Raw genomic sequence first — 26,176 nt, 5'->3', positions numbered from 1 at the left:
AGCTCCTATGGCAGCTTTAACGGGACGGCCTTGACCGCGTCCCCGAATACGATCAGCGTTACGTTTGCGAACGGGGTAGCCACGGCGAATCTGAAGCTGAACAAGGCGGCAGCGCAAACCATCAGCTTGAGCGTGTCTGACGTGGCAACGCCTGCGGCGAATACGCTGAGCATCACGCCTTCAGCGGGAAGTGCGGCTTCGATGGCGCTGACCACGGACGTTACGGCACCAGCCGGCAACGGAGGTGTGTTCGCGCAGCAGCCGGTCGTGACGCTTCGCGATGCTTACGGCAATACGAGCGTGAGCGACAGCACAACCGTAGTGACCGTATCGAAGAAGGATACGGGGACGTGGACGCTGACAGGAACAGCGACGGCAACGGCAAGCTCGGGCGTAGCGACCTTTACCGGTCTTGTCGCAACGAACGCAGCCGGGGTGACGGGAGCGCAGCTCGCTTTTGACACGGGCGGTCTGCCGCAAATTACGAGCGCGGACGTCACGCTTCCTTGGTCGGGTGCAGCTGCACCACGCGTGGAGTCCGTTGCAGGGGGAGACGGCCATGTCCTTTTGAATTGGAGTGAAGTATCCGGATCTGTAAGCTACGCAGTGTACCAAAGCACAGCTTCCGGCACTTATGGAGCGGCAGTGGCCACGGTAAGCGGATCGGTGTATGACCTGAAAGGATTAATGAATGGGACGACCTACTATTTTGTTGTTAAGGCCGTGAATCCAGCAGGAATCAGTGCAGCTTCCAATGAAGTGAGCGCAACACCGCAAGTTCCATTGCCTGGAGCAGCGATACTGCAGCCTGCCCTAGCGGGCAATGCGCAAGTAAGCCTGACGTGGAATCCGGTGATCGGTTCCACGGGGTACAAAATATTCAAAAGTACAGCCTCCGGCACTTATGGAGCGACAGTGGCTACGGTAAGCGGATCGGTATACGACTATAAGGCTACTGGCTTGATCAATGGGACGACCTATTATTTTGTCGTACAAGCAACCAATCCGGGAGGAGACAGCGCTGCTTCCAATGAAGTGAGTGCAACGCCCGTAACCGTTCCGGCAGCGCCAATGGATGTAACTGCAGCAGCAGGCAACGGACAAGCCATCGTTAGCTTCACCATCCCTGCGGTGAATGGAGGAGGCGCAATAACAGGCTACGAGGTCACAGCCTCACCGGGGAATATTACCGCAACGGGGGCAGCAAGCCCGATCACGGTAACAGGGCTGTCCAACGGAACAACGTACACGTTTACGGTGAAAGCTATCAATAGTGCGGGCAACGGCGCAGCTTCGGCTGCCTCCAATGAGGTGACGCCGAGAGCACGATCCAACAGCAATAGTAATTCTGGAGGCAGCGATACATCAACGCAGCTAGCGACTCCGAGTACAGAAGACACGGGGGGCACCGTGGTTCAAATTCTTGTGAATGGCAAAGCCGAAAATGCGGGAACGGCAACCACCACCACAGTGAATAACCAAGCGGTAACCACGATTTGGATCGATTCGAAGAAAATGGAAGACATGCTTGCGTTGGCAAACCAACATACCGTGATTACGATTCCGGTGAATACGAACACGGATGTGGTGGTAGTAGAGCTGAACGGCCAAATAGTCAAAAGCATGGAGCAAAAGCAGGCGGTCGTTGAAATCAAAACCGAGAACGCCACCTATACGCTGCCAGCGCAGCATATCAACATCAGCGCTGTATGGGATCAACTTGGAAAAAATATGCAGCTTGAAGATATAAAGATACAGATCGAAATTTCCAAGCCAACCATAGACATGGTAAAAATCGTCGAAAACTCGGCAGTTAAGGGAGAGTTCACGATTGTTGCCCCACCGCTCAACTTTACGGTAAAAGCCAATTACGGGGATACCACGATCGAGGTGTCCAAGTTCAATGCTTACGTGGAAAGAACGATTGCGATTCCTGACGGTGTAGACCCGAGCAAAGTCACAACCGGGGTCATTGTAGATCCGGACGGAACGGTTCGCCACGTGCCGACCAAGATCGTCATCATTGATGGCAAATATTTTGCTAAAGTGAACAGCTTGACGAATAGCACGTATTCCATCGTATCGAATCCAGTAGCGTTTAAAGATGTCGCGCAGCACTGGGCGAAGGATGCGGTGAACGACATGGGCTCACGGATGGTTCTCAGCGGCATCGGCAATGAGCAGTTCAGCCCTGACCGAGAAATTACCCGGGCTGAATTTGCAGCCATCATTGTTCGCGGACTGGGGCTTAAAATGGAGAACGGAACCCTGCCGTTCTCGGATGTAAAGACGTCGGATTGGTACAGCAGCGTAATCAACACGGCCTATGGGTATCATCTGATTAGCGGTTTTGAAGATGGAACGTTCCATCCGAATGACAACATTACCCGAGAACAAGCGATGGTGATGATCGCCAAAGCGATGACGATCACCAACCTGAAAGCCAAGCTGCCTGTTCAATCGACTGACGCAACATTACGACCGTACACAGATACGGCAGATGCATCCAGTTGGGCACTAAGCAGTATGGCTGACAGTGTACAAGCCGGAGTCATATCGGGAAGAAATAGCACCGGGCTTGCTCCAAAAGCATACATTACCCGAGCAGAGGTAGCCATGATTATTCAGAGACTTCTGCAAAAGTCTGAACTGATTTAGGATTAGTGATTAGAATCCCCCCATTTGAATGAGGGAGATGAAAGCCCGCTTCCGGACGGTGTGTAAATAGTTAAGCTCTCCATGGAAAAATGCAAAAAAGCACCAGTCAATTGGTGCTTTTTTGCGTTTTACATGAACCAAACTATTCTATAAAAAACACTCGACGCCGGGTGATTGAAAAATTTGATTTTGATATTGTGACTGAAGCAGAAAAGCATATCTTTCTATATGGGTATTAGGAAAAGTTATTTTATGATAAAGCAGGCAAGGCATCGAGGGCTTGGGAAGGCTTTAATTCTATCATTGGGCGGTATAATAAGATTAAAGCAAGTCATCCATGTCCATTCTGTAAAGGGAAGAAAGTGATTTCGGAAGATGGGCTCCATGATGGCGGTTTATCAGTGCCTGGAGCGCCCTAAATACTGACTCATACATTGCGGTATTACGAGAAAGAAAAAATAACTAAACCCGATCGGGATGCCAGCGGAGACAGACGATATAATTCTTTACATCTTAGATGGCTGCAATTTGTTATCAAGTTAACGACAGCTACAATGCCTACAACTAATCCAACGTTATACCAATGTCTTCTTAAGAAGTTTATCTTCTTATTCCTCCTTTAAATTTGTAGAAATAAAGTTCCAAAAACATATCGATTCGGTCCTCAACAGAGTATTCGTTTTGAAACATAGAAGATGTAAAGGCAATTTCTGAACCCCAACCTTCTCGGCCAATTGCTGAGGTCTGACGGAAAATGAGCGTAAACAATGGAAAGTGTTTTTTGAGCAAGTTAACAAGGTTCTTAAATAGTTTGAAGGTCTTAGCGGTCCCCTAGTTTTATAAGGGGTCCGTTTTCAGTATTAAGAGAAATTTAGCCGTTATAGCGTGTAAGGTGAACCGTACCACAAGTAACGGTTTTGGGAAATCCAATAGCTGGGGTAGTACCAGCGACGCTTTTAGCCTTTGTACGTAAATTTGATCGAGAACCTTATCAAGCAATTTGTATATGAAATGGTTGTCTATTTTGAAATGAAAATGATACGACTTAGTGAGGCGTTTATTAACAAAAAAGAAGCAGTCTAAACGATTGCATTTAGATTGCTTCCACTATTATTACTATCGTCTTCGTTAGAGTTAAGGAATGTTTATTTAAATCGATTGATTGAAAAAGGGGAAATGTTTTGTTCAGTCTTCCCTGAAATAATCAATTCACTTAAAATCTGTCCAACTACACTGCTAAATTTAAAGCCATGTCCTGAGAAGCCTGATGCAATGGCAACGTTTGAATAGGTAGGGTGCAAATCGATAATGAAATCTTCATCAGGAGTCAGTGTATACATACAGGTTTTACCGTACTTCAATTGTTGTGTAGAAGGCATATAGCGTTGCAAAAATTGTTTTAAATCTGTCGCGTCTTTCTCTAGTTCACCGAATCCCAGGATGGCTTCATCTGGATTGATTGTTTCTCCTCCATCATGTCGGCCTACTTTTAATCCAGAACCATCGATGTTTGGAAAACCATAATAATGTCCTTGAGATGTCTCAAACGAAAAAGCTGGAAAAGCCTTATGATTATATAAATCTTCATTGTCATCAAACCAAGCAAATGTTTTTCTTACTGGATTTAGAGGAAGATTTAAATCCAACATGGAAAGGCGACTACCCGACCAGGCTCCTGCTGAAACCACTAACGCATTAGCACTAAAAGTATGATCATCGGTTTTGATGGTAACTCTTTTATCATGAACCATTATTTCTTTCACTTTACTGTTGGTTATGATGGTAGCTCCGTTTCGCTCTGCAAGTTCTCGATATGCTTCAATGCATTCCTCACATTTCAGCACTCCTGATGTTGGTTCAAAGCAACCAATGTACTGGTTCGGTAAAACGATGCCCGGCCAACGCTTATTCACATCAATTGAACCTAAAATCTCAAGGGGCAATGAATAGGTTTTTGAACTTGAGATGATATTCTGGATAAAATCCTTTTTTTCGTAACCCACGTTTAGAACCCCGGTTTGGAGAAATAATTGTTTTCCCGTCACCTTCTCTAAGTCGTTCCATAATTCTTGAGCCTTGAGCGCCAACGGAACATATTTTTCACCTTCACCATACGCATGCCGAATGATTCTCGTGTCTCCGTGATGACTCCCTTTGTTATGGGGCGGGTTAAAGGAATCTACTAATAACGTTCTTTTCCCACTCTTTGATAAAAAATAACCTGCCGCCATCCCCATCGAACCTGCTCCAATTACAATTACGTCATAATGCATAGTACGTTACCCCTCCTTGTAATAAATCCCCTGTAACTTAAGTATTAAGTATGGCTAATATTCTCCTATATTACTAATGATCCTAACACTTAAACAATTGCGCTAATATGTCCGTTACTTCAGAATTTGATTTCACCACCTCAGATTTCGTGAAATTGAATCCATATTTACAAACCAACAGCCTTTGTCTATATCGATTTACCCTCCCTCCACAGCCATTGCAAAAATCAACCATTAAGCATCCATGTTCGTAACACACTGTATACAACGAAATTTCCTATATGCTTTTATGAAAACCATATTCCTTAAAACATAACGGACAGAATCTATGTTTTGTAGCACAAGTAGCATTTCTCCATAAATGAAATCTTATCTCATCAGAGATTTTAATTTGGCCAAGTTGGCTTATTAATACCATAGGGCTCAGCTCTTTTAATAAAAAATCTATTTTCTTCAGAGTATTGCATGCTTCCACCTCCATTTTCTTATTCCATTTTTTATTACCAAAACAGAGTACTGTTAAACCTTAATGGGAATCTAATTAATTTCATTGACAAAATAAAGTAAGCCAGAACCCTCAAATGCCTCCAATTTAACATTTCCATAAACCAAATTCTTCTTAAAACTTTCATTTAAACGTGCGCTCCATATTGTAGGAATAAAATTTGTTACTGCCATGATTATTCACCTTGTCCTTTTCATTTTTTATTGTTTGTTTTGTAACACCAGTTTGACTTGATCCCAATTCTTATTGATTTCATCGGACGACATGCCTTTAATCGCATCCAATGTGAAAGATTTACCTGTTGAATCAGCAGGGGGAGTATAGCCTTCCCCTTTGAGCCTTTGTTCAACTTGCTGTTGCACCGCCAATTGAAGCGACTGTTCAAACGCAGTCAAATTAGCTGTCGTTGTAGACTCATCTGCGCCAATAAAAAAATCCACTAACTGGAGCGGAAGTTTCTTTTCAGATGCAGTTTTGATCGCTTGGCTGGTTAAACGTTCACGTTGCTTCTCCAGCTTCATGTTTTCCACTTCAGCACGAAGCTTCTCCATTTCGATTTCCTTCTCATCCTTGGCAGGTAAACGCTTCTTAATTTCAGGATCCAATAATCCCTCCAGATGATTCATTTTCCATGTCTCCAGCGATTTCGTGGTACGTTTATCCACGGTGCTATCGAACCAACTCTTGGTTTCCTTATCAGATTGAATGAATTGCTCGATACCTTCAACGTTGATGGGATTCAACCCCTGAAGATATGCTTTCACTTCCTCTGTCGTGCCATTTGCTTTGATAAATTGTTTCACTTGTTCCAAATCCATTGTCATTAATCTCCTTTGATGGCCATTCGACTCGTTGAACCGAACACGCATTTCTATGTATTTTTGTAGTAGTTTAATGTCGTGCTCAGGACAATGATATTACGCATTAGAAATGGCAAAAACAAGGATAAGGAACAAATACCCTACCTCCTCATTTTTGCCGATTACAAACCCTTGATTTATATAGCTTTTTAAACCCTCTAAAGCGTAACATCAAGCGTGTTTTCGTCTCATCTTCCGCATTCGCAATTTCGCCTTTTCCTTCTTATTCGTTTCATCACATTTATCCCAATGAGATTGCCGATTAGAATTTGCCTCGAATGTAGTCCCACATTTCTTGCAATTAACCTTAGACTTCGCTACCCGTCTCTCAACAACCATATTTCGTTCAAGCTTATAATCACGTTCTAACTTCTCCTCTTTCGGTAGCACTCCACTTTCAAAATATCGACAGCTTGGAGTAGTATTGTCCTGATCAAAAGATGTACATGAACCATCCTTCCAGCAGCAGTAATTCGAGATGCCATGCCTATTACCGAGATAAGAAGCACAATTATGTTTGACGAGTTGTTAGATTTTATTTTTATTCTGCATGTGTGTCAAATCTCAGTCCATTCCATAAACCGTTGCTTATCGGCATGAAACTTGTTATGTTCAAGCTTCGGATTTTCAACGAATGGCAATAAGGCAAGCAATGATTCATGCGAAACAATATCCTTCAGCTTCACGATGACATCAGCTAATCCAACCAAATCTGTCGGCAAGTTACGAGTAAACTTAACCGCGATATCCCGATAATCATAGTGAACACCTTCTTTTTTCTGAAGATAGGTAAAGAAATTCTGAAGCCTACCCTTGATGACTTTCTCCATCATCGCTTCCCGAATTGCCACTCTATTTTCTAAATTCAGCAGCTTATTTCGGAGTGCTAACGAGGATGTATTCGATGCCCAATTTTCATTGAAATTTACCTGATCCATCATGTCATAAATTTTATGCTCAAGATTATCCAGTTCATTTTTGACAAATGAATCATTGATCTCCTTGATTAGCCATGTGACTTTCCCGCCAACAGGGACTTGGATGATGCCCATCTTCTTCATATTAAGCAAATCCTCTTCTTCTAACTTGGCGTTCTCAATGACCAGATAAGAATTACGATGATCGGCTATTTCGTTAACCAAATCAGAGTTCAACGCATTATACGCATCAAATAAAGAAATCACATCTTGGAAGCCGCATTTCCGCTCAGTATTAGCTGGGCAAGAAATGACAGGTACTCTTCCAAAGATGTGATTATGTTTGCAATATATATTGGAGTTCTGGTGATTCACCCTGTTTGCTTAGGTTGTTTTTCTTATCGCCTTTCAATTCGTAATGTAGAATTTCATTGTCTGTATAAACATCCAGATACACCTTATCATCAAATCGCCTTGTAAACTTATGTAGTGCCATCAGCATCGAGGAAGGGGAGGGCTATAATTTCTGTTGCCGATATAATCAGTGTAAACTGGGATTTATCATAAAGAGTCGCATACAGTGGAAATAAAAAAGAACTGATCGTGGACTTTCCATGTTCCCGAGGGAGTCCGAAAGCCGTAATCAGTCCAGTATTGGAAAGCATATGTTTTAACTCAGTGAATAGTTGACGATGAACTTGTCCGAATTGTCAAAAGAGACCGTAATCAGACAGACAAATTACCTCAACAACATAGTGGAACAAGATCACCGATTCATAAAGAAAATTACCAACCCCATGCTAGGGTTCAAATCGTTTCGGACTGCTGACAAAGCCTTGAAAGGAATCGAGGCCATGCATATGGTCAGAAAAGGACAGGCCGAATGCAGTCATTCGTCTGTCCTTTCAATGGTTGAACTGATTAATAAATTATTTGGATTGGTAGTTTAGTCTGGCCGATAAAGTGTGGACGCTTTTGCTTGTTTTATTTTTTTGCACCACAACCGTTTCATCCAGCCTTAGCGATAAAAGAAATCATTTTTCCCTTACAAGCAAGGTTTAGGGCGGTTATTTTGGAGTTATCACCTCGGTGTTAATCGGCGATACTTATCCAATGTGATCTCACCATGCAATGGCTCACCTTTTAACAATCTCAACAAATCCTGGACAACCATTTCTACTTGTTGCGATCTCCAGTGGCGATTAAACCCGGCTATGTGTGGTGTACAAATCACATTGGATAGACGCAACAATTCATGGTCTTTGCCTAATGGCTCCTGATGAAATACATCCAGTGCAGCTGTAAAGCGTCCTTTGCGCAATTCGTCGATCAGCGCTTGCTCATCAATCAGAGGAGCTCTGGCTGTATTAATCAGGACAGCGCCATCGCGAATCATCGATAGCTCACGTGCGCCAAGTATCCCTGAGCTACTTGACGTCAACGTGCTGTGCAGCGAGATAATGTCGCTTTGTTGCAATAATTCGTCTAAGCCGCATAGTTGAACACCTAATGCCGCCGCCGCCTCCTCCGTACAATACCGTGAATGAAGCAAAATCTTCATTTGATAAGGTGCAAGTAAGCGAATAACCTCACTACTGATCTCGCCATAGCCAATCAAACCGACCGTGGTGCCAGACAATCCCATTACCGCTTCTTGGCTGCTCTGCGACCATTTCCCTTCCTGCAGCGACTTGATATAAGGAATGCAATTCCATGCAGCAAGCATCATCATCATAACCGTTCCTTCAGCCGTCGATTTGCTTAACGCCGAGTTGGCATTAACAATCGTTACTGGCTTTTGGAACACGGATTCATCGACAATTGGAATGACCGTACCTGCTGCGTGACCGATAAATTTTAAACGCTCCGCCTTTTCTAGCACCTCTTGTGTAAATTTAGGTGAACGCCAACTCGTGATGCAAGCATCATAAGCTGGAATATCTCTGGCCAAATCTTCACTCGTATACGATTCTCCTACGGGAACCCAATCAATTTCTGAAACCTCAGTCAATGCGGCTATCGCACGCTCGGAGATAACGAGCTTACGCAAGTCCGGATTGGCAATAGCAATGAGAGTACGCACTACAACTTCCTCCTCAACTTATCTGCGTGGCATTATAACGCCATCTTTTTTTTATAACGTTCCGTCGCTTCTTTAATAACATCAATACCGCCTTTGTATTTCCACTCTTCGATGACTTGCGGCCAATTACTGATCAGCTCTGATCCGGTGATCATTTTCATAATGAACTGCCATGTCTTCTCTTTTAGATATGCGTGATGATAGTGGTGTACATGACACCCCAAGTCACGTGATACACATATCGTATTGCATAGAGCGAGCTTCTGTCTTACTAGAATGGGAATCGATTTCTTAATATTGGAACTCTTTTTATTGCCGGCAACACTCTCAATGGAATAAAAAATAACCTCTTCATTGCAAGCAAACGAAGAAGGTTATTGGTATATTATGTTACGGTGTTTTGTTATTCGGTTTTATATGCTTTGCGGTATTTATTCGGGGACATATGAACGGCGTTTTTGAACGTACGGTAGAACGTGGACACCGTTTCGAACCCTACTTCAAAACAGATGGATACAATATCTTTCTCCGTTTCAGCCAGCATTTTTTTCGCCAATTCCATACGGACTTCAGTTAAATACTGCATCGGGGTTACACTATACTTTTCTTTAAAAATATTGTTGACATGCCGGTTGCTCACTCCCAGCTTGGCGGAGATGTCATTCGAGCTCATGATTTCAAAATAATGCGTGTCAATGTAATTACGCAGCCGTTCGGCTCGTAAACTGTTGGCATCCGATACCGGAGCGGACTGCTGTGAACGGGCAAGAACCAGCAGAACTTCGGACAAATGGATTTTCATAGCCAATAAGTTCAGCGACTTTCCCCGCGACTGCTCGAACAGCATTTTCCTTAGGAGCTGCCTGAATTCACTCCCGGCGAACGGATTTAGCTTCATGATTCGGGAGGTGGTGAAGCATTCATCCAACAGCGTCTCACGCACCGAGCCATCTAGAGCGGTTTGATCAAAAACGAGGACCAACACTGTCATTTTCGAGTCAGAAAAAATCGCATGGTTGTCATAAGGTACGATGACCACACCGTTGTCTTGGTTGAACTCCAAGTTCTTGCCTTCCAGCAAAATGGTGCCCTTTCCGTCTAAAGCGTACAGAATTTGATGAATCTGATGATGATGCTCCGTGACTTTGTCGCCTTCCTTATGTTTACTTTCATATAGGCGAATGCCTTTTATGGATAAATCGTCACTCATTTGCGCATGAATCCTCCAATCGCTACTTTATCTGAAAAAATGCAGGATAACTAATTATTCGACAAGTTGTGATTTTATCCCTGTTGTAAACCATAAAAAAGTGCAGCGCATCCTGCGTGAACAGGGCTTGTCTTGTATCGTTCGTATGAAGAAATACCGTTCCTATAAAGGAACTATCGGTAAAATTGCACCCAACATCCTAGAGAGGGACTTCTCGGCTTCAAAACCTAATGAGAAATGGGTAACCGACATTACCGAGTTCAAGCTCTTTGGTGAGAAACTGTATCTATCCCCTATGTTGGATCTGTATAACGGGGAAATCATTACGTACACACTTGAATCACGTCCCGTCTATTCACTTGTAGCTACAATGCTGGATCAAGCGTTTGAGCGTCTACATGACGATGATGCACTTCTCATACATTCAGATCAGGGCTGGCATTATCAGATGGGCAAATATCAACAAGCATTAAAAAAACGTGGAATTACTCAAAGTATGTCACGTAAAGGAAATTGTTACGACAATGCAGTCATTGAAAGTTTCTTTAGCGTCTTGAAATCTGAATTCCTGTATATAGAAAAATTTGAAAGTATAGATCAATTTAAAATAGAACTAGAAAATTATATTCACTATTATAATTACAAGCGTATCAAGAAAAAACTAAAAGGCATGAGTCCGGTACAATACCGAACTCATGCCTTTCAGGCTGCTTAACAATATACTGTCTAACTTTTTGGGGTCACTTCATTATGTGCCGGTTTTATTATTATAGTAAGTCTATTCTGCCCGAGGGAGTTTAATAAAAAGAACGCTCCCGCGCCTTCGCTTGGGCTACATCCTCCTCATTATATTCCATTTCCAATTACCTATTAAAGAACGTACGCGGGTAGCATGTAGTGCTTTAACAAGGGACTTATCTTAACCTAAGCACTAAGAAAATACTTTATTTTCACTGAACAATGTTCAGTGACATTATAGTTGGTTCCTCAAAAAAACAGTGATATCAAGCGTTTTCGGATTTTGACCACATTTTTAAGTTACATTATTGTTGGTATCTAACCCCATCCCGTACGATAACCTTTCTCAAGGATACGGCTCAGTTTGATAGCCCTCTTGCAATACATTTAACCTAGCAGTCTGTAAGATGAAGTGCGACATTTCGCCGCACAAAAAATACTCCCCTCACAGTATCAGGTTATATGATATCACCTTTCTACCGTATGGGGAGCATAACACAAGTTACTTAGGAAGCGTCCAGTTTGATCTTATTTACTTCTTGCCAATCAGCATCGCTTCCTGTAACAACCTCTGCACGATCACGGCCGTTTCCGCTCGAGTAATGGGGCTCGTTGGCTTCAGCCCTGTATCGGTGCCATTCACCAACCGGCTCTCCACCAGGATGCCTACAGCTTGCTTCGCCCAGTCTGACAGCGTCTCGCTGTCTATGAACTTAGCTAGAACCGCCTCTGCCTCTGTCCTACTGAGTTCATCTCCTAGTCCAACGATGTTCATGACGCGAGAGATCATCACCATCGCTTCTTCACGAGTGATCGTTCTGTCCGGACGAAATGTCCCATCCTCGTAGCCTTGGATGAATCCATACTCTTGGGCTTTCGAGACTGCTCCTGCATACCAATCTCCTGACTTCACATCAAAAAAGTTCGTACCTTTCCCATTATCCGTGAGTTCCAGGGATATTCCTAGCGCTCGAACTAGTATCGTCGAAAACTCAGCACGCGTAATTGCCTGGTCTGGTACAAAATGCATAGGCGCTACTCCGTTTAGAACGAGACGCGAAGCCAGGTCGTTCACCGCTGCTTTGGCCCAATGTCCCTCCATATCCGAGAATAACCGCTCGTGCCAAATCAACACATACGTACTATTGGTTAAACTGTTCACAATCGCATAATACGTTCCGTCGCGTTGCGTGATATAAGTAGGAACAGAGCGCACCGTACCGTCATTGTTCAATACGACTGCTGTTGTAACCCTACTCTGATCTACATCATCGGGCAATGGAATTTCTTTCTCTACATAGGATGTAAACAGGTGTACAGCAATCGTTCTCCCGTTATAAGTCGCTGTCACTGTAAATTCAACAGGCGGAACGACAAGCGTATAGCCGTCTAGCAGCGCCAACGCCTCCAGCTGTGCAATTGTGGAGCTATCACCTTTTGCGATAGACACTTGAATCGTAATATCCTCTAAGGAAACCGACTCACCAAACTGCTGCGCCAAACGATCGATAAAAATCTCTTTGGGAGGAAGCTTGTAGCTACCATTTTCCGTGCGAATGTTGAGTAACGCTTGTTTGCCTTCCATCGCTTTCACGATGTCTCCCGTTAGTGTAAGTCTAACTTGGTCCGCGCTAGAGGTTACAGGAACATCGATCACAGGGCTTTCACCAGCTGTCCCTAATTGGGCTGCCAATTTCGCAGCATCGAACGTAATGGTAACAACGGTTTTGCCGCCTTCTGTCGTGATGGAGCCTGTTGCCAGCTGCTCCTGTTGCTTATCATTGATTCTCACCTGAAAATTGGGCTTCGATTCGATGGGCACCGTCGTTGAGCTTGAAGAGGATGTAGAATTGGATGGTGATGATCCTCCTTCCGTCACTCGGGTAACCGTGACCTGATAGGTGCTCATTACTCCGTTCTGGGCCGTCACGACTATTACAATCGTATTTTGTCCGACGGTGAGATTGATCGGTGAGCTAACTTCGCCACTTACCACCGTCGTTCCGTTCACTTTCAGCGTTGCTAACGGATCATGGACAGTAGCTGTTACCGTTACACTGGTTATAGAATGAGCTACACTGGACGTATAAGCTGTCGTACTGCTCGAAAAGGCTGGACTCAACACCCCGCTGCTCAACTGCAAGCTACTCAAGCTTGCATCAGTGGATACAGCTCGTGTCACATTCAGCGTATACGCTTGTGTCACCGTTCCGTCCTGCGATGTGAGCACGATTGGAATCGTATTCGTTCCATCCTGCAGGCTCACATTCTGTATCGCTCCCGCTAGACCGTTGATCGTTATCGTCGTGTTCGAGCCATATACATTCGCCGTCACCGTCAGGCCCGTTACATCATATCCGACCTCGGCTGAATACGTCGTCGTTCCCGATGCTAACGCTGGACTCAGCGTTCCAGCACTTAGACCTAGACCACTTAACGATACGCCTCTTACGACCTTCAGCGTATACGATTGCGTCACCGTTCCGTCCTGCGATGTGAGCACGATTGGGATCGTATTCGTTCCATCCTGCAGGCTCACATTCTGTATCGCTCCCGCTAGACCGTTGATCGTTACCGTCGTGTTCGAGCCATATACATTCGTCGTGACCGTCAGGTTCGTTACGTCATATCCGACCTCGGCTGTATACGTCGTCGTTCCCGATGCAAACGCTGGACTCAGCGTTCCCGCACTTATTCCTAGACCGCTTAACGATGCTCCTCTTACGACCTTCAGCGTATATGCTTGCGTCACCGTTCCGTCCTGCGATGTGAGCACGATTGGGATCGTATTCGTTCCATCCTGCAGGCTCACATTCTGTATCGCTCCCGCTAGACCGTTGATCGTTACCGTCGTGTTCGAGCCATATACATTCGCCGTCACCGTCAGGTTCGTTACATCATACCCGACCTCGGCTGTATACGTCGTCGTTCCCGATGCAAACGCTGGACTCAGCGTTCCCGCACTTAGACCTAGACCACTTAACGATACGCCTCTTACGACCTTCAGCGTATATGATTGCGTCACCGTTCCGTCCTGCGATGTGAGCACGATTGGGATCGTATTCGTTCCATCCTGCAGGCTCACATTCTGTATCGCTCCCGCTAGACCGTTGATCGTTACCGTCGTGTTCGAGCCATATACATTCGCCGTCACCGTCAGGTTCGTTACATCATATCCGACCTCGGCTGTATACGTCGTCGTTCCCGATGCAAACGCTGGACTCAGCGTCCCCGCACTTATTCCTAGACCACTTAACGCTACTCCCCTTATGACCTTAAGCGTATACGTTTTCGTAGTCGAAAGATCTTCTGCCGTGACGACAACCGGAATTGAATTTGTCCCGTCACTTAGATTCACTTGATGAGACGAACTCGAAATTCCATTAATGCTGACAGTTGCCTTTGCATCATCCACATTCGCCGTAATCGAAACATTGGATTGGTCATATCCCACTTGGACGGTGTACTGTACCGTCTCCGCCGCAAACTCAGGAGTTAACACGCCTCCACTCACACTTAACCCACTTAAATTAGCATTGCTAGAAGGAGGGATATTCAATTGGGCCGTTGACAAAGACGCAAGCTCGGAGGACGTCATCTTGAGGCGAACCCGCAAATCATTATTCGGCTGCGTGGATACATCAACCGTATCCGTACCAGCCGCTATACCGGGCGTAACATTCGTCCAAGTCGCACCTCCATCACGGCTGTATTCCATCGCTACCGTTGCTCCAACTAGCTTAACTGCTGTTTGTCCATTCGATAAATCTGCTGTAACGGAGGGAGCTGCTGGAGGAGCGATCGTCTTCACTAGGCGAACATTGGTTGGCGCAGCCGCTTCACGCACGTAGATTTTCGTATTCACCGCAAAAGCGGCAGAGGTCGTTCCCCAGCTTCCTACTGTCCATGTACCATCCATGCCATTCGTGGAATCCACGCTGTATTCCAAGTACGGCGAGGTCGACGTTAGTGCCCCCTTCACAATATCGATTTTGACCGCTTGTAAACCCATTGGCAGTCCATATACTACAACTTTATTCATAGAGGGAGTTATTACATAAAAATGGTTATAATTAATAGCGATATGTGCAGCGGATGTAAACTCTCCCGAATTCGTATACTCCCACAACGGATTACCGTTAGCGTCAAATTTTTGTATATTCTGATTAGTATAATCTGCTACGTATATATGATCTTCCGAATCGATAGCGACTCCCGAAGGCATATTAAAGTTGCCGATGGCATTACCCGCACTCCCCCACTTTGCAACAAAGCTACCATCCGTGTTAAACACCTGTATACGGTAATTGAATCTATCTGTAACATAAAGTCTATTTTGGTAATCAATAGAAATCATATACGGGGTATTAAATTCACCATCACCCGCTCCGATTGTTCCATCCCCACCATTTCTTCCCCACTTCATGACAAAATTGCCGTTCGAATCAAACTTTTGGATACGGTTTTTCCCCCCCCTCAACCACATACATATTGTCTTGTGTATCGAATACAATCCCTAACGGAATATTAAATTTATCAGCCGCATCTCCAGCGCCCCCCTCCCACATTCGAATATAATTACCTTCTGAATCGAATTGTTGAACACGAAAATTTCCAGCCTCGGTTACAAATACATGATCCTTAGAATCGATGGCGATCCCCAGTGGTTCAAGAAACTCACCATGTCCCACACCACTATTCCCGTTCCCACCATCCTTCCCCCACCTCTTTAGAAAAGTACCATCAGGAGCGAACTTTTGGATACGGTGATTGTAAGAATCCGCTACATACAGGTTTCCTTTTGAATCAACAGCACTTGCATGTAGACGGTTGAATTGTCCGTCTCCGCTGCCACCACTACCTATACTCTTAATAAATTCAAGGTCTGGCACTGTACTCGCCTGAGCTTTCTCAACACTTAACAAACCTGTGCAAGCAAATACAACTGAAATAAATAGTAAGAACCATTTTGCAAACTTATTTCCCCTCATGTTCACCCAACCTTTTTTATGTGATCCTTCGCAGTCTGAATGAAAATAATGAATATGACCTGCAAATTTTGTTTTGATTTTATCACGGAATATTAGCCGATTTACAAAACTTAAAGAAAACTTTGAGTTCTAGGGCATAGACAACCCCCTCTTCAGTGCATCAGCTAAATGAAAGGTTGTGGTGCAAAGTTCTAATCCATGATACCATGACTGAGATTAAGACATGGGATGGGGCTATTTTATGGAAACGGAAATAGATTTGTTTAAGTGGAAGCCATATGAATCAGAGATTATCTTGCTAACTATAAGATGGGATTTAAAATACAGCCTCAGTTATCGTAATCTAGTAGAAATGATGGAAGAACGAGGACTTCATATGGCTCATACAATCATTATGCGATGGGTTCACCAGTTTGGACCGGAATTAGACAAGCGAATTCGCCCTTATTTGAAGTCGACAAACGATTTATTCCGGACGGATGAGACCTATGTTAAAGTCAAAGGACAATGGAAATATCTTTACAGAGCCGTGGATTCAAGCGGCAACACGATTGATTTCATGCTATCTGAAAATCGAGACCTTCACGCCGCCAAACGATTTTTCAAGAAAGCGTTGACCTCACCTCACAATCAATCGCCGCGTGTGATCACCGTCGATAAAAATCCAGCTTATCCTACCGCAGTTCAGCAATTGAAAGACGAGAAAGCTATGAATCAAGAAACATTACTACGACAACAGAAATATCTGAACAATATTATTGAACAAGATCATCGATTCATAAAGAAAATCATTAAACACATGCTTGGATTCAAATCATTAAGTACTGCAGAGAAAACAATTGCCGGAATCGAAGTCATGCATATGATAAAGAAAGGACAGGTCGAATGCTATCATTCGTCTGTCCTTTCTACAGTTAAATTTATCAATAAATTGTTTGGTTTGACAGCATAACAAAACCAAAATCGCTGATATCTTTGATCAGTTGCAATTGTTGCACCAAAACCGCTATGTCCGTGGCCGAACGCAACCCGCCATCCCGCACGATCCCCTTCTCTGTTACAAATTAATCTATCGTGCCCGTAGTAACCCAACCGAGTCTACTGTCGGGAATGGGACAATGTTCTTGTCACAAAACGGAAATGTTATTGACTTCCGACATCCGGGTTTCTTTCTTTTTGTTTGTCGTAACTCGCGCGACTCATCCCACCATTTTATTGCAGCCTGCCATCCTCATGGCCCAATAACCATGGGTTGGTCATGTTATTCAGTAAAGGCTTAGAATCAGCCTGGATTACATGGCGCTTACTATGTAATACAATATAGGAGCTACTAGCAACAAAAGCGCAGTGTTAAAAAGCCAACTGGAATTGGCCAAATCGCCGTCCAATTTATATAGCTGAGGTGGAATTAAGGAAGTAAACGCAGGCGGCATCGCGGTTAGAATCAATATCACTTTAAGCACCATATAATCTTCCAACTGGCCTATGCCGAGAAAATACGCTAACGAAGTAACCGCCAATGGCACCATTAGAAATTTCACCACAGAAATGGAGCAGCATTCCTTCAAATACCCGCGGATCGCTTTCACCTTCATGTTGAAACCAATCGGGATAACCAATAGCAAGCTCGACAAAGGAACCGCATACGCAATAAAATCTCCGTACACTGCCGGTCTTTCCCACGAAGAGATACTCAATAAACAGCCGACTACTATCGATAATAGAGAGAACAGTACATACGGATCGACCAATAGGTTAAGTAGCCCTCTTGTTCTTTGTCCCTCAGGTTGATCTGTTGACCCATATGATTTGGCAATTGGAAAGCCGATCGCATAATAAACAAACTGCTCCAATAATCGAAACATGGCTATATAGGGAACCGTTTCCGGACCAATAAATACAAAGCAAAACAACCCTCCAAAGTTGCCCATATTCGTAAAAGACCCGGATACAAACATCGCTCCTGTTTTCGCACGGTCCAGCTTCTGAAATTTCGAAATACAGATCGCCATGATCCCGCCCAATACCAATGTAAGAACACCCAACATAGGCAGTAACGCCAATTTCATGCTGTCCAGCTTAACGAACCAGAAAGCACCCAAAATAATGAGTGGATTAATGCCGAGTAATACCAATTGGTTGATCCGTTTAAGAATCACCTCTACAGATACTGAATCGGAAATGTGCTTTCTTTCCCAAAGCACCCTCACGCCCTTGCCCAGCAATAATCCTGCTATAAGAATTCCAATTGGAAGAATAAATTTATCTATGCTAATGCACCCCTGTCTCCTACAACTAACAATTCGGGCCAGCGCCCTAATGGACTATCCCTATTCGTAGGTTTCATTCCTATATCGCAGTATACCATGAGTACCATGACTAGCCCCAGACCGTTGATACCAAGAACCAACAGGCAGCTTAAACCTGAACGCGGTAAAGTCAGAAAATCTTTATCAATTCTATATTCGCAAGTTGGTCGATTCGGCGTAACTGATGATCTTGTGGAACAAAGTCATCCAAATTGACATAGACAAATCGGTATTGCTTCGCAACATTTATACCCATCATCATTTGTTACCCCCTCAAGAAAAAAAGAACCATGTAGGAATATTTCTACATGATTCTTCAAAATCTTGCTTTCATTACTACTTTGTCAACAGGCCCCAATAATCGTCGGCAGCCTTCTCATGTATTTTCATTGAACTCTCGTGTCCCGTTAGCCATTCATGCAGCGCAAGAGCGGCGCTGCACCACAGAGGATGAAAATGGGTAACCCTGTCTATACTGTTTGTACGGCTGGCGAAGAAGGTCGTTAAGCTATTGTGCCATAGAGCCCAACCGTTAGTCTGACTCCGACCACCACGGTGCATCACAGAATGTCGCACCCTATATGGGTAGCACTCATGGGAGATTAATCCTTTTTTGGTTGTTGCACCAGCCTTGCCTTTTGTTTGTTGTCTGTGATGTTTTTGTGTTTAAAAGATCTATCAATCTCTATATGATCACTCAAGAGGCTTAGCCTTTTTTTTAAAAGTGTTATTCTGGGTCTTCTTTATTATGCTCTTTTTCAGGTTTTGAGCTGATTTTATTTTCATGGGAGCTTAATCACTTCTGCATGTTCTCTCTCAAAATAACGAATTACATGCTTATACTCTACCCTAAAGTTCTCTTAACTTTGCAATGTCTTCATCTGTCCGGTTGCCATGAATCTCAATGTTTGCAAGTTCGTCCTCAATTTGATTGTACTCATCCTCCTTAAGTACTACTTCAGCTGCCCCCAGGTTTTCCTGAATGCGTTCTAGCTTTCGTGAACCGGGAATGGGTACGATAAAATCTTTTTTATGTAGCATCCACGCCAGAGATATCTGTGCCGGTGTAGCGTTCTTTGATTCTGCAAACCGGGTAATCAAATCCAACAACGGCTGATTTGCGATTATGTTATCTCTATCGAAGCGAGTGATAACTCTTCTCACATCGTCCCCCTCATATTTGGTATCTTTGCTGATTTTCCCAGATAAAAATCCACTGGCTAGAGGTGAAAACGGAACAAAGCCGATACCGAGTTCTTCACAGGTAGGGATAACATCTTTTTCGAACATTCGCTCCATGATGGAATACTCACTCTGAATGGCGGTCAGCGGCGTCACAGCATGGGCACGTCTAATTTCTTCCTCTGTTGCTTGGGACTGTCCCCAGGCAAGAATTTTCCCTTCCTTGATAAGCTCACCTACACTGAATGCTGTTTCTTCTACGGGAATATCCTTATTCACTCTATGCTGATAATACAGGTCAATATGGTCTGTCCCGAGTCTTTTCAGGGAAGCTTCCACGTGAGTCCGTATCTGCTGCAACGTCGTCTCTTTTGAAGTAGTAGCGTTATCTTTTACAATTCTAAACTTGGTGGCAAGGATAATTTTATCCCGAATGGGTTTTAGAGCTTCCCCCACTAGTTCTTCATTGGAACCATTATCATATCCTTCGGCGGTGTCAAAAAAGGTGCAACCTAAATCATATGCTTGACGGATTAGACGGATCGACTCTTTTCTGTCCGGTCCACTGCCGTACCCGTGACTGAACCCCATGCAACCCAAACCAATCGATGAAACCTCTACATCTCTTATAAAACGTTTCTTCATATCATTCACCCTTTCTATTAGACAAACTTTACAGCGTTCGTGCAACAAATACACATTGATGTATTAGGTGACACTTGTGTATAATTATAAAAAGAAATTAGGAGGTGCTGCAATTCCTAAATGACCATGATTCGTGTATTAGTGCACAAATCAATCCATATTGTGTTATTACTTTTAAGAATGTTTGGTGATGCTCATAATGTCTAAGGTGGATAGAAGAATACTCAAATCTCGAGAAGCAATAAAAAAAGCCTTTGTTGAATTGATGGTTGAAAAAGATTTTGATCACATTACGATACAAGATATTTCCGACAGGGCAGATCTTAGCCGGAAAACCTTCTATCTTCATTACCTAGATAAATTCAATTTACTGGATAAGCTCATTGAAGAACATATCAACGAACTTCGTGAAATCTGTGAACCAGCATCTGACATGAATGCTGTAGAGGGCAATATCAGCTGGTTCGAGTACTTTGAACAAAATTATGTCTTCTTTTCAGCCATGCTAGCCAGTAAAGGAGCCCCCTTCTTTCGTAGTCGGTTCCTTAAGTTTGTCGTTGAGGATATTAAGCATAGTTGGGATATGATCGAAGGAAAGAAGAGTGGTATAAACGAAGATATTATTCTTCAATTTTTCGCGCCTGCTTACGTGGGGCTCGTGGAATGGTGGTTTACAAATGGCATGCCTTATCCTCCTCATGCCATGAATAAGCAGGTGGGGATTCTGTTAGAAAAGAACCTATCCTAGTGATCTTCCAGACGTGAAAATTAAAGAGCAGTTGCCTAAGGCAGACTGCTCCTCCTTGTTTCATATTTATCAATCTTCTTCATTCAACTCGATTCGATAGGAAGTGAGTCCACATTCAGAGACTCTCTTTTATTTTTCAACAAACGTTTCACAAAATAAGTGAATAGAAGCAAGGAAACCACAACCGATCCGGCGCTGACCGCAAACAATACATGGTAACTTGTGTACTGGGAGACCCACCCTAGCATGATCGCACCCAGCCCTATACCAAGGTCATTAGCAGTCGTAATCGTGGCGTTGGCGACCCCTTTACGGTCCGGACGGGCCAGAAGTATCGTCGCCGATTGAAAAGCCGGTTGCGTGGAACCGAAGCCGATACCATATAGAACAGCCGATACCAGGACGCCGATCAATCCCGTCGAGAGGCTCAGGACAATCAATGCACAAATCGTAATGATAAGTGAAGGCACAATGACAACCATCTCGCCGTAGCGATCAGAAAGTTTTCCTGAAAGGGGACGGCTGAGAGCAAGCGTTGCAGCAAAGGTCAGAAAGAATGTGCCGGGATTGACCTGGATCGAGCTTGCGAACAGCGGAACAAAGGTGGTAATACCGCCATAAGCGATGAATAGAAAAAAGACCGACGCCGCAAGTGGCAAGACCGATTTTTCGTACAATTCGATTCTTCTTGCCTCTGTTTGTGGCCGGAAAGGAATTTTTGCACCAAACGTCAGGAGCAACGCCGCCGCAGAAAGGACGACGGCGAATAAAAACAAAGCGCTGTACGAATGGTTCTGTGTAACCCAGATACCCAACATCGGGCCGATCGCCATAGCCAGGGTCGTGGATGTGCTAAACCACCCCATTCCTTCACCGCGGCGTGCAGCCGGGATCGAATCCGTAATCGACGTGATCATGGCGGTGGTAGAAAGCGCCCAGCTCAACCCATGCAAGATTCGCAGAGCTATAAGAACAACAATTCCGCCGACCCAGTTATACATATACATTGCGAAGATAAAAAGAAGCAGCCCCCAGACGATAAACGGCCGCCTGCCGAGCCGTTCCAGCAGCCCACCGACGAGCGGCCGAAAAAAAACGGCGGACAACGCAAATGCACCCATCGCCAGACCAACTTCCAATTCGTTTCCGCCCATTTGTTTGATGAACGGAGGTAACGTCGGATATAGCATATAAAAAGAGACAAATAGGAACAGGTTTCCGATCGTCATGAGAACAAACGGTTTCGTCCATAAGCGTTCCAGTGATCATTCCTCCTCGGGAGCAGGCTGACTTTACTCCTCATATCTTCGTTGCTCCTTCTCTGCTGCCTGCTTGTTGAATGTTCTTATGCTCATTACAGGTGACCAACGATCTGGTGAGGTACATACGGTTCTTCCAACGATACCATTACTTCAGGCATCAGTTTTATCGAATGAGCAGCTACCGCATCCTCGAGGTGCGAAATTTTCGTCGCGCCGACAATGGGAGCGGTTACCGGGTCTTTCTGCAGTAGCCAGGCAAGTGCGATTTGGGCGCGCAGAACGCCGTGTTTTTCTGCGATAACTGCAACCTGATTGATGATCAATTGATCGGTAGCTGCAGTCGCATCGTATTTCTGTTTCACCATTTGATCGGTTTCAGATCGATGTGTTTTTTCCTGCGGATCTTTTGTCAGCCTTCCTCCTGCAAGTGGGCTATAGGGAATCACACCAATTTTTTCAGCCTTGCATAGCGGAAGCATCTCTCTCTCTTCTTCACGATAGATGAGGTTGTAATGATTCTGCATCGACACAAAACGGGTCCATCCATTGTTCTCGGCTACATGTAGGGCCTTCAAAAACTGCCATGCATACATGGCAGAAGCGCCTATGTATCGAGCCTTCCCCACCTTCACTACATCATGCATGGCTTCCATTGTCTCTTCGATTGGCGTATTGTAATCCCAGCGGTGAATTTGGTACAGATCAACGTAATCGGTCCCCAAACGCTTTAGGCTTTTATCAATCTCACTCATTATTGCCTTTCTGGAAAGTCCGGCACCGTTTGGACCTCCATGCATACGTCCATTCACCTTCGTAGCGAGCACAATTTCATCCCTATTTGCATATTCCTTCAAAGCCCGCCCGGTAAACTCCTCACTTGTACCGGCTGAATAAATATTCGCCTTATCAAAAAAATTGATACCAAGTTCCAAGGCTTGTTTAATGATCGGACGGCTGTTCGCTTCATCGAGTACCCATTGATGCCCCCCACGGCAAGACTACACCAAAACCCATACAGCCAAGACAAATTCGGGATACATCCATGCCGGTATTTCCAAGTTTCACATATTCCATCAGTTTGATTCCCCACTTTCCAATGGTAATTTCATTGTTTAATGCCTTTAAATAAATCTACATCGATTGAATAACCTACCTATGTTTATTATTATAAAAAGTGACATCGCTTACAATGGTCAAATGAACGCGTTTTGTTTATTTGTGAACAAAACATACAAAATCGTTAATAATTCAAGAAAGTTTGGTGACCCACAGAATGTCCAAAGTAGATAGAAGAATAATTAAATCCCAAGAAGCGATTAAAAAAGCTATTTATTGAACTGATGTCTGAAAAAAATTTGGATCAAATTACCACACAAAATATTTCTGATAGGGCAAATGTAATTAGGGAAACTATCTTCTCCTTTTTAACGGGAGTGATGCTCGTTAAATAAAAAAACCATATAGTGTCGTCGTGAGCTTCTATATTCCTCATGTCTTCCGTCATTTGATTATAAAGTTTAGCTTAATCTGCAGGAGGACAATAATATTGAATATTAGGGGCCTGTCGGGAATGAGATAAGGTTCTTGTCAAAATCGGCAATGAGATAAAGTTCTTGTCACCCGACATTTGTCGGATGACAAGAACCTGGCTACATAAATGACAAGAACCTTCCCTCTCAAATTCTCTAGATGATAAATGCTGTTTTATGCTCATCTATTCTTGAAGTATCTATAATTATTTTCATGAATTAAAACAAGGTTAGTTTATCTTGTAGAGGCCAGGAATCGTTATTGTGAGCACGATTATATTCCACAATCGATCTTAGTCCATTCAACTAAAATGAGACGTAAAATGGATGTTCTTTGTCATCTAAACATTTGATAATTCTTTCTGTAAAATTTGTCCATGTGACCATTTTTAAGGCTTCTTCGATAGAAAAAAAACCAACTTCGAGACTTTCGTTACTCGTTTGTATTTCACCTCCAATTGCTCTTGCTAACCAACAGGTACTGATAGTGCCTGACATAAGTTTCTGATAGATGCCACAAAATTTAGTTACTTCAATATCAATCCCAGTCTCTTCTTTTACTTCTCTTATAACTGCATCACGAATAGATTCTCCTTCTTCAACATTTCCACCTGGTTGTTCCCATCCTCTACGTGGACCAAGTATAAGTAAAATCTTTCCTTCATCATTCAAGACAATTGCTCCTGCTGAGACAACATGTTTTGGGATACTCATTGTTTCTTCCTCCTTGATTAAGTGCCATCAGAGAATAAGCATCTTCAGTATTTAATTCATCTATCCTGCCCGTTGAGAAAAGGCAGCCGTTCATTTGGCCGACCGCCTTCATGCGTTATTGATTGAACTATCGTTCCTTTTAGTTGAATACAAACGATGATTCTAGTTAAACTTTTCGTATAGTTTCTGGACTAATTCAATGGCTTCTTTTTCATCACATGACTTTTTCTGTGTAATGAATTTCATGCCTTTCGTTTCGCTTTGACCCATTCGAGGGATGAAATGTGCATGGAAGTGCGGGACTCCGTCGATAGTTACAAGAGAATAAACCCGCTCCGCATCCGTGATCTGTTTGAGCGTCGAATAAAGTTTTTTAACCAGATGTCCATACGATCTGGCTTCCTCATCTGTCATATCAGAGAAATCGAGGAAATGCCGTTTCGATTCTATCACCAATTGACCTAGAACCGATTGTTCAGCAGGAAAATGGCAGACCATCCAGTGCTCATCTTCATAAATATACCCACCAGGTGGTTGGTTAGAAATTCCAGTATGTTTGTCGCATATGAAGCAAGACATACACATCGCCTCTTTCATGTAAATTAAACAATCACTAAATGAAAAAATCTTTTATTTCCTTCTACCTATATATAACACATGAGATGAAACTCCATACGTTATATCCGAGTCTAGCTAATTCATTCAAGTGAGTATTTACCTGGTCCTGCACCATTATCTAGCACAGTTCCAAACGAAGGCATTGCCTTATATAATGTAAATTAATGGTGAATTCCTATGGTTTTCTATCCAATCTTCCCCATTCGTCAAAGCTAGAATAATAATCAATAACATTCTTCATCTGCCACAATTCCCCCCTTAAATAGTAATATTTCCTTGAAAAAGAATAGAAAAAACCTATCGCCTACAAAGAGGCGATAGGTTTGACCTTCGCGGTACCACTCTTCTTGATTCGTTGGTTTTATTAAAATGACAACGAAATCTTAGAACCCGGTTACGGAGGTTAGCCGTTAGGATCTACTGATTTTCGATCTTACCGCTCATGGGTGAGTTGGGGAAATTATTGACTGTCTTGCACCAGCCGACAGTTCTCTGAGCAATAGTTATTCCTTAATACTCCCAATCATTGCGTTTAGTCCGTATTTGATTGGATTCAGTATATTATTTCCATATAATCCCTGTCAATATAAACTTATTTCTGCACTAAACTTCCAGTTACTTCCCTCGGTTTTAAGGGTTTTTCTCACATATGCTCGCTCATTCGCAGGATTATACCCCTTAATAAAGGACATAACGGTATAATTACAGATGGTGATCCACCGAATCGACCATGAAGGCATGCGTAAACAGAGGGTCAGTTCATAACTTCCTCATTATTCCATTTACTGCACGTATTCTCCATACTGCCCTCGGGGGTTCACCCTCCCAGATCTCAACGGGTCTATGCCCTTGCCTTCCTTCGTTATACCTGCCCAAGGGGTGGAGGCCGATCGTGTTCAATGTATGGGTCTGCGCCCTTAAGTAACGGGTATTC

At 43.6% G+C, this 26,176-nt stretch carries 20 protein-coding genes, 4 pseudogenes and 1 other annotated feature; of the genes and pseudogenes, 8 read left to right on the top strand and 16 right to left on the bottom strand.

Annotation, left to right across the window (positions count from 1 at the left end; all coding sequences use genetic code 11):
- Window positions 1-2,658, top strand: a 2,658-nt coding sequence (locus BM210_RS33255; RefSeq protein ID WP_143101163.1) for an S-layer homology domain-containing protein, incomplete at its 5' end; no start/stop codon positions are given.
- Window positions 2,659-3,092: 434 nt separating this feature from the next.
- Window positions 3,093-3,281, top strand: coding sequence for a MerR family transcriptional regulator (locus tag BM210_RS36465; RefSeq protein ID WP_371263583.1), 189 nt, complete (start codon window positions 3,093-3,095; stop codon window positions 3,279-3,281).
- Between the two features lie 522 nt (window positions 3,282-3,803).
- Here the strand turns inward: BM210_RS36465 and solA are convergent.
- The 4 genes from solA to BM210_RS33230 form a co-directional block, all read right to left on the bottom strand.
- Window positions 3,804-4,931: an N-methyl-L-tryptophan oxidase gene (solA, locus tag BM210_RS33245; protein WP_091176968.1), complete on the bottom strand. Its 1,128-nt coding sequence runs from the start codon at window positions 4,929-4,931 to the stop codon at window positions 3,804-3,806.
- 537 nt (window positions 4,932-5,468) lie between these two features.
- Window positions 5,469-5,609: a hypothetical protein gene (locus BM210_RS36035; RefSeq protein WP_256224210.1), complete on the bottom strand. Its 141-nt coding sequence runs from the start codon at window positions 5,607-5,609 to the stop codon at window positions 5,469-5,471.
- A 27-nt stretch (window positions 5,610-5,636) separates the two neighbouring features.
- Window positions 5,637-6,254 (bottom strand): DUF4355 domain-containing protein, encoded by a 618-nt coding sequence (locus BM210_RS33240; RefSeq protein WP_091176967.1) that lies wholly within the window; start codon window positions 6,252-6,254, stop codon window positions 5,637-5,639.
- Window positions 6,255-6,853: 599 nt separating this feature from the next.
- The gene (locus BM210_RS33230) at window positions 6,854-7,588 is read right to left on the bottom strand and encodes a phage portal protein (protein ID WP_256224209.1); all 735 of its coding nucleotides are present in this window, start codon (window positions 7,586-7,588) and stop codon (window positions 6,854-6,856) included.
- Window positions 7,589-7,905: 317 nt separating this feature from the next.
- Between BM210_RS33230 and BM210_RS33220 the strand changes: the two genes are divergently transcribed.
- On the top strand, window positions 7,906-8,163 hold the full coding sequence (locus BM210_RS33220; RefSeq protein WP_371263582.1) for a DDE-type integrase/transposase/recombinase: 258 nt from the start codon (window positions 7,906-7,908) through the stop codon (window positions 8,161-8,163).
- 131 nt (window positions 8,164-8,294) lie between these two features.
- Here the strand turns inward: BM210_RS33220 and BM210_RS33215 are convergent, their stop codons facing one another.
- The 3 genes from BM210_RS33215 to BM210_RS33210 form a co-directional block, all read right to left on the bottom strand.
- Window positions 8,295-9,296 (bottom strand): hydroxyacid dehydrogenase, encoded by a 1,002-nt coding sequence (locus tag BM210_RS33215; RefSeq protein WP_091176965.1) that lies wholly within the window; start codon window positions 9,294-9,296, stop codon window positions 8,295-8,297.
- A gap of 32 nt (window positions 9,297-9,328) precedes the next feature.
- Window positions 9,329-9,457 (bottom strand): hypothetical protein, encoded by a 129-nt coding sequence (locus BM210_RS36030; protein ID WP_256224211.1) that lies wholly within the window; start codon window positions 9,455-9,457, stop codon window positions 9,329-9,331.
- 242 nt (window positions 9,458-9,699) lie between these two features.
- On the bottom strand, window positions 9,700-10,506 hold the full coding sequence (locus tag BM210_RS33210) for a helix-turn-helix domain-containing protein (RefSeq protein WP_091176964.1): 807 nt from the start codon (window positions 10,504-10,506) through the stop codon (window positions 9,700-9,702).
- A gap of 85 nt (window positions 10,507-10,591) precedes the next feature.
- On the opposite strand from BM210_RS33210, the pseudogene BM210_RS33205 reads away from it, so the two are divergent.
- Window positions 10,592-11,221 (top strand): annotated as a pseudogene (locus BM210_RS33205) (IS3 family transposase); the annotation flags it as partial.
- 555 nt (window positions 11,222-11,776) lie between these two features.
- Here the strand turns inward: BM210_RS33205 and BM210_RS33200 are convergent.
- Together BM210_RS33200 and BM210_RS33195 are read right to left on the bottom strand one after the other, a co-directional pair.
- The gene (locus BM210_RS33200; RefSeq protein ID WP_218185016.1) at window positions 11,777-15,670 is read right to left on the bottom strand and encodes a cadherin-like beta sandwich domain-containing protein; all 3,894 of its coding nucleotides are present in this window, start codon (window positions 15,668-15,670) and stop codon (window positions 11,777-11,779) included.
- A 19-nt stretch (window positions 15,671-15,689) separates the two neighbouring features.
- Entirely contained in the window at window positions 15,690-16,235 is a 546-nt protein-coding gene (locus BM210_RS33195) for an NHL repeat-containing protein (protein WP_091176962.1), read from the bottom strand.
- Window positions 16,236-16,476: 241 nt separating this feature from the next.
- Here BM210_RS33195 and BM210_RS33190 point away from each other — a divergent pair, with 241 nt between their 5' ends.
- A complete protein-coding gene (locus BM210_RS33190; protein ID WP_091176961.1) occupies window positions 16,477-17,187 on the top strand; it encodes an IS6 family transposase in 711 nt (236 codons plus the stop codon).
- 340 nt (window positions 17,188-17,527) lie between these two features.
- Here BM210_RS33190 and BM210_RS33185 read toward each other — a convergent pair whose 3' ends face one another.
- Window positions 17,528-18,439, bottom strand: coding sequence for an AEC family transporter (locus BM210_RS33185; protein ID WP_143101162.1), 912 nt, complete (start codon window positions 18,437-18,439; stop codon window positions 17,528-17,530).
- A 413-nt stretch (window positions 18,440-18,852) separates the two neighbouring features.
- Here BM210_RS33185 and BM210_RS35490 point away from each other — a divergent pair, with 413 nt between their 5' ends.
- A complete protein-coding gene (locus tag BM210_RS35490) occupies window positions 18,853-19,008 on the top strand; it encodes a hypothetical protein (protein WP_218185015.1) in 156 nt (51 codons plus the stop codon).
- A 385-nt stretch (window positions 19,009-19,393) separates the two neighbouring features.
- Here the strand turns inward: BM210_RS35490 and BM210_RS33180 are convergent, their stop codons facing one another.
- Entirely contained in the window at window positions 19,394-20,371 is a 978-nt protein-coding gene (locus BM210_RS33180) for an aldo/keto reductase (protein ID WP_091176959.1), read from the bottom strand.
- Window positions 20,372-20,570: 199 nt separating this feature from the next.
- Between BM210_RS33180 and BM210_RS33175 the strand changes: the two genes are divergently transcribed.
- A complete protein-coding gene (locus BM210_RS33175; RefSeq protein ID WP_091176958.1) occupies window positions 20,571-21,119 on the top strand; it encodes a TetR/AcrR family transcriptional regulator in 549 nt (182 codons plus the stop codon).
- A gap of 83 nt (window positions 21,120-21,202) precedes the next feature.
- On the opposite strand, the gene BM210_RS33170 is transcribed toward BM210_RS33175, so the two are convergent.
- Entirely contained in the window at window positions 21,203-22,381 is a 1,179-nt protein-coding gene (locus tag BM210_RS33170; protein WP_091176957.1) for an MFS transporter, read from the bottom strand.
- A gap of 92 nt (window positions 22,382-22,473) precedes the next feature.
- Window positions 22,474-23,455: pseudogene (locus BM210_RS33165) on the bottom strand (aldo/keto reductase).
- 199 nt (window positions 23,456-23,654) lie between these two features.
- Here BM210_RS33165 and BM210_RS36025 point away from each other — a divergent pair.
- Window positions 23,655-23,799 (top strand): annotated as a pseudogene (locus BM210_RS36025) (TetR/AcrR family transcriptional regulator); the annotation flags it as partial.
- A 417-nt stretch (window positions 23,800-24,216) separates the two neighbouring features.
- Here BM210_RS36025 and BM210_RS33155 read toward each other — a convergent pair.
- From BM210_RS33155 to BM210_RS36020, 3 genes and pseudogenes are all read right to left on the bottom strand, one after another.
- On the bottom strand, window positions 24,217-24,624 hold the full coding sequence (locus tag BM210_RS33155) for an NUDIX hydrolase (RefSeq protein WP_091176956.1): 408 nt from the start codon (window positions 24,622-24,624) through the stop codon (window positions 24,217-24,219).
- 162 nt (window positions 24,625-24,786) lie between these two features.
- Window positions 24,787-25,203, bottom strand: a complete 417-nt coding sequence (locus BM210_RS33150; RefSeq protein WP_091176955.1) for an HIT family protein — start codon at window positions 25,201-25,203, stop codon at window positions 24,787-24,789.
- A 122-nt stretch (window positions 25,204-25,325) separates the two neighbouring features.
- A pseudogene (locus BM210_RS36020) lies at window positions 25,326-25,483 on the bottom strand (class I SAM-dependent methyltransferase); the annotation flags it as partial.
- Between the two features lie 66 nt (window positions 25,484-25,549).
- Window positions 25,550-25,778 (bottom strand) — a binding site (T-box leader).
- Window positions 25,779-26,176: the final 398 nt, after the last annotated feature.

It is taken from the genome of Paenibacillus sp. 1_12 (genome assembly GCF_900114475.1).
Taxonomy (GTDB): Bacteria; Bacillota; Bacilli; order Paenibacillales; family NBRC-103111; genus Paenibacillus_S.
The sequence above is the reverse complement of the archived record's forward strand: the minus strand, read 5'-3'. Positions and strand labels throughout refer to the sequence as shown.

Coding starts and splice junctions, on each gene's coding strand:
- solA (WP_091176968.1), bottom strand. CDS start 4,931: ATGCATTATGACGTAATTGTAATTGGAGCAGGTTCGATGGGGATGGCG.
- BM210_RS36035 (WP_256224210.1), bottom strand. CDS start 5,609: ATGGCAGTAACAAATTTTATTCCTACAATATGGAGCGCACGTTTAAAT.
- BM210_RS33240 (WP_091176967.1), bottom strand. CDS start 6,254: ATGGATTTGGAACAAGTGAAACAATTTATCAAAGCAAATGGCACGACA.
- BM210_RS33220 (WP_371263582.1), top strand. CDS start 7,906: ATGAACTTGTCCGAATTGTCAAAAGAGACCGTAATCAGACAGACAAAT.
- BM210_RS36030 (WP_256224211.1), bottom strand. CDS start 9,457: ATGAAAATGATCACCGGATCAGAGCTGATCAGTAATTGGCCGCAAGTC.
- BM210_RS33210 (WP_091176964.1), bottom strand. CDS start 10,506: ATGAGTGACGATTTATCCATAAAAGGCATTCGCCTATATGAAAGTAAA.
- BM210_RS33200 (WP_218185016.1), bottom strand. CDS start 15,670: ATGAAGTGGGGAAGAAATGGTGGGGATGGAACAATCGGAGCGGGTGAT.
- BM210_RS33195 (WP_091176962.1), bottom strand. CDS start 16,235: ATGAGGGGAAATAAGTTTGCAAAATGGTTCTTACTATTTATTTCAGTT.
- BM210_RS33190 (WP_091176961.1), top strand. CDS start 16,477: ATGGAAACGGAAATAGATTTGTTTAAGTGGAAGCCATATGAATCAGAG.
- BM210_RS35490 (WP_218185015.1), top strand. CDS start 18,853: ATGATTCTTCAAAATCTTGCTTTCATTACTACTTTGTCAACAGGCCCC.
- BM210_RS33180 (WP_091176959.1), bottom strand. CDS start 20,371: ATGAAGAAACGTTTTATAAGAGATGTAGAGGTTTCATCGATTGGTTTG.
- BM210_RS33175 (WP_091176958.1), top strand. CDS start 20,571: ATGTCTAAGGTGGATAGAAGAATACTCAAATCTCGAGAAGCAATAAAA.
- BM210_RS33155 (WP_091176956.1), bottom strand. CDS start 24,624: ATGAGTATCCCAAAACATGTTGTCTCAGCAGGAGCAATTGTCTTGAAT.
- BM210_RS33150 (WP_091176955.1), bottom strand. CDS start 25,203: ATGTCTTGCTTCATATGCGACAAACATACTGGAATTTCTAACCAACCA.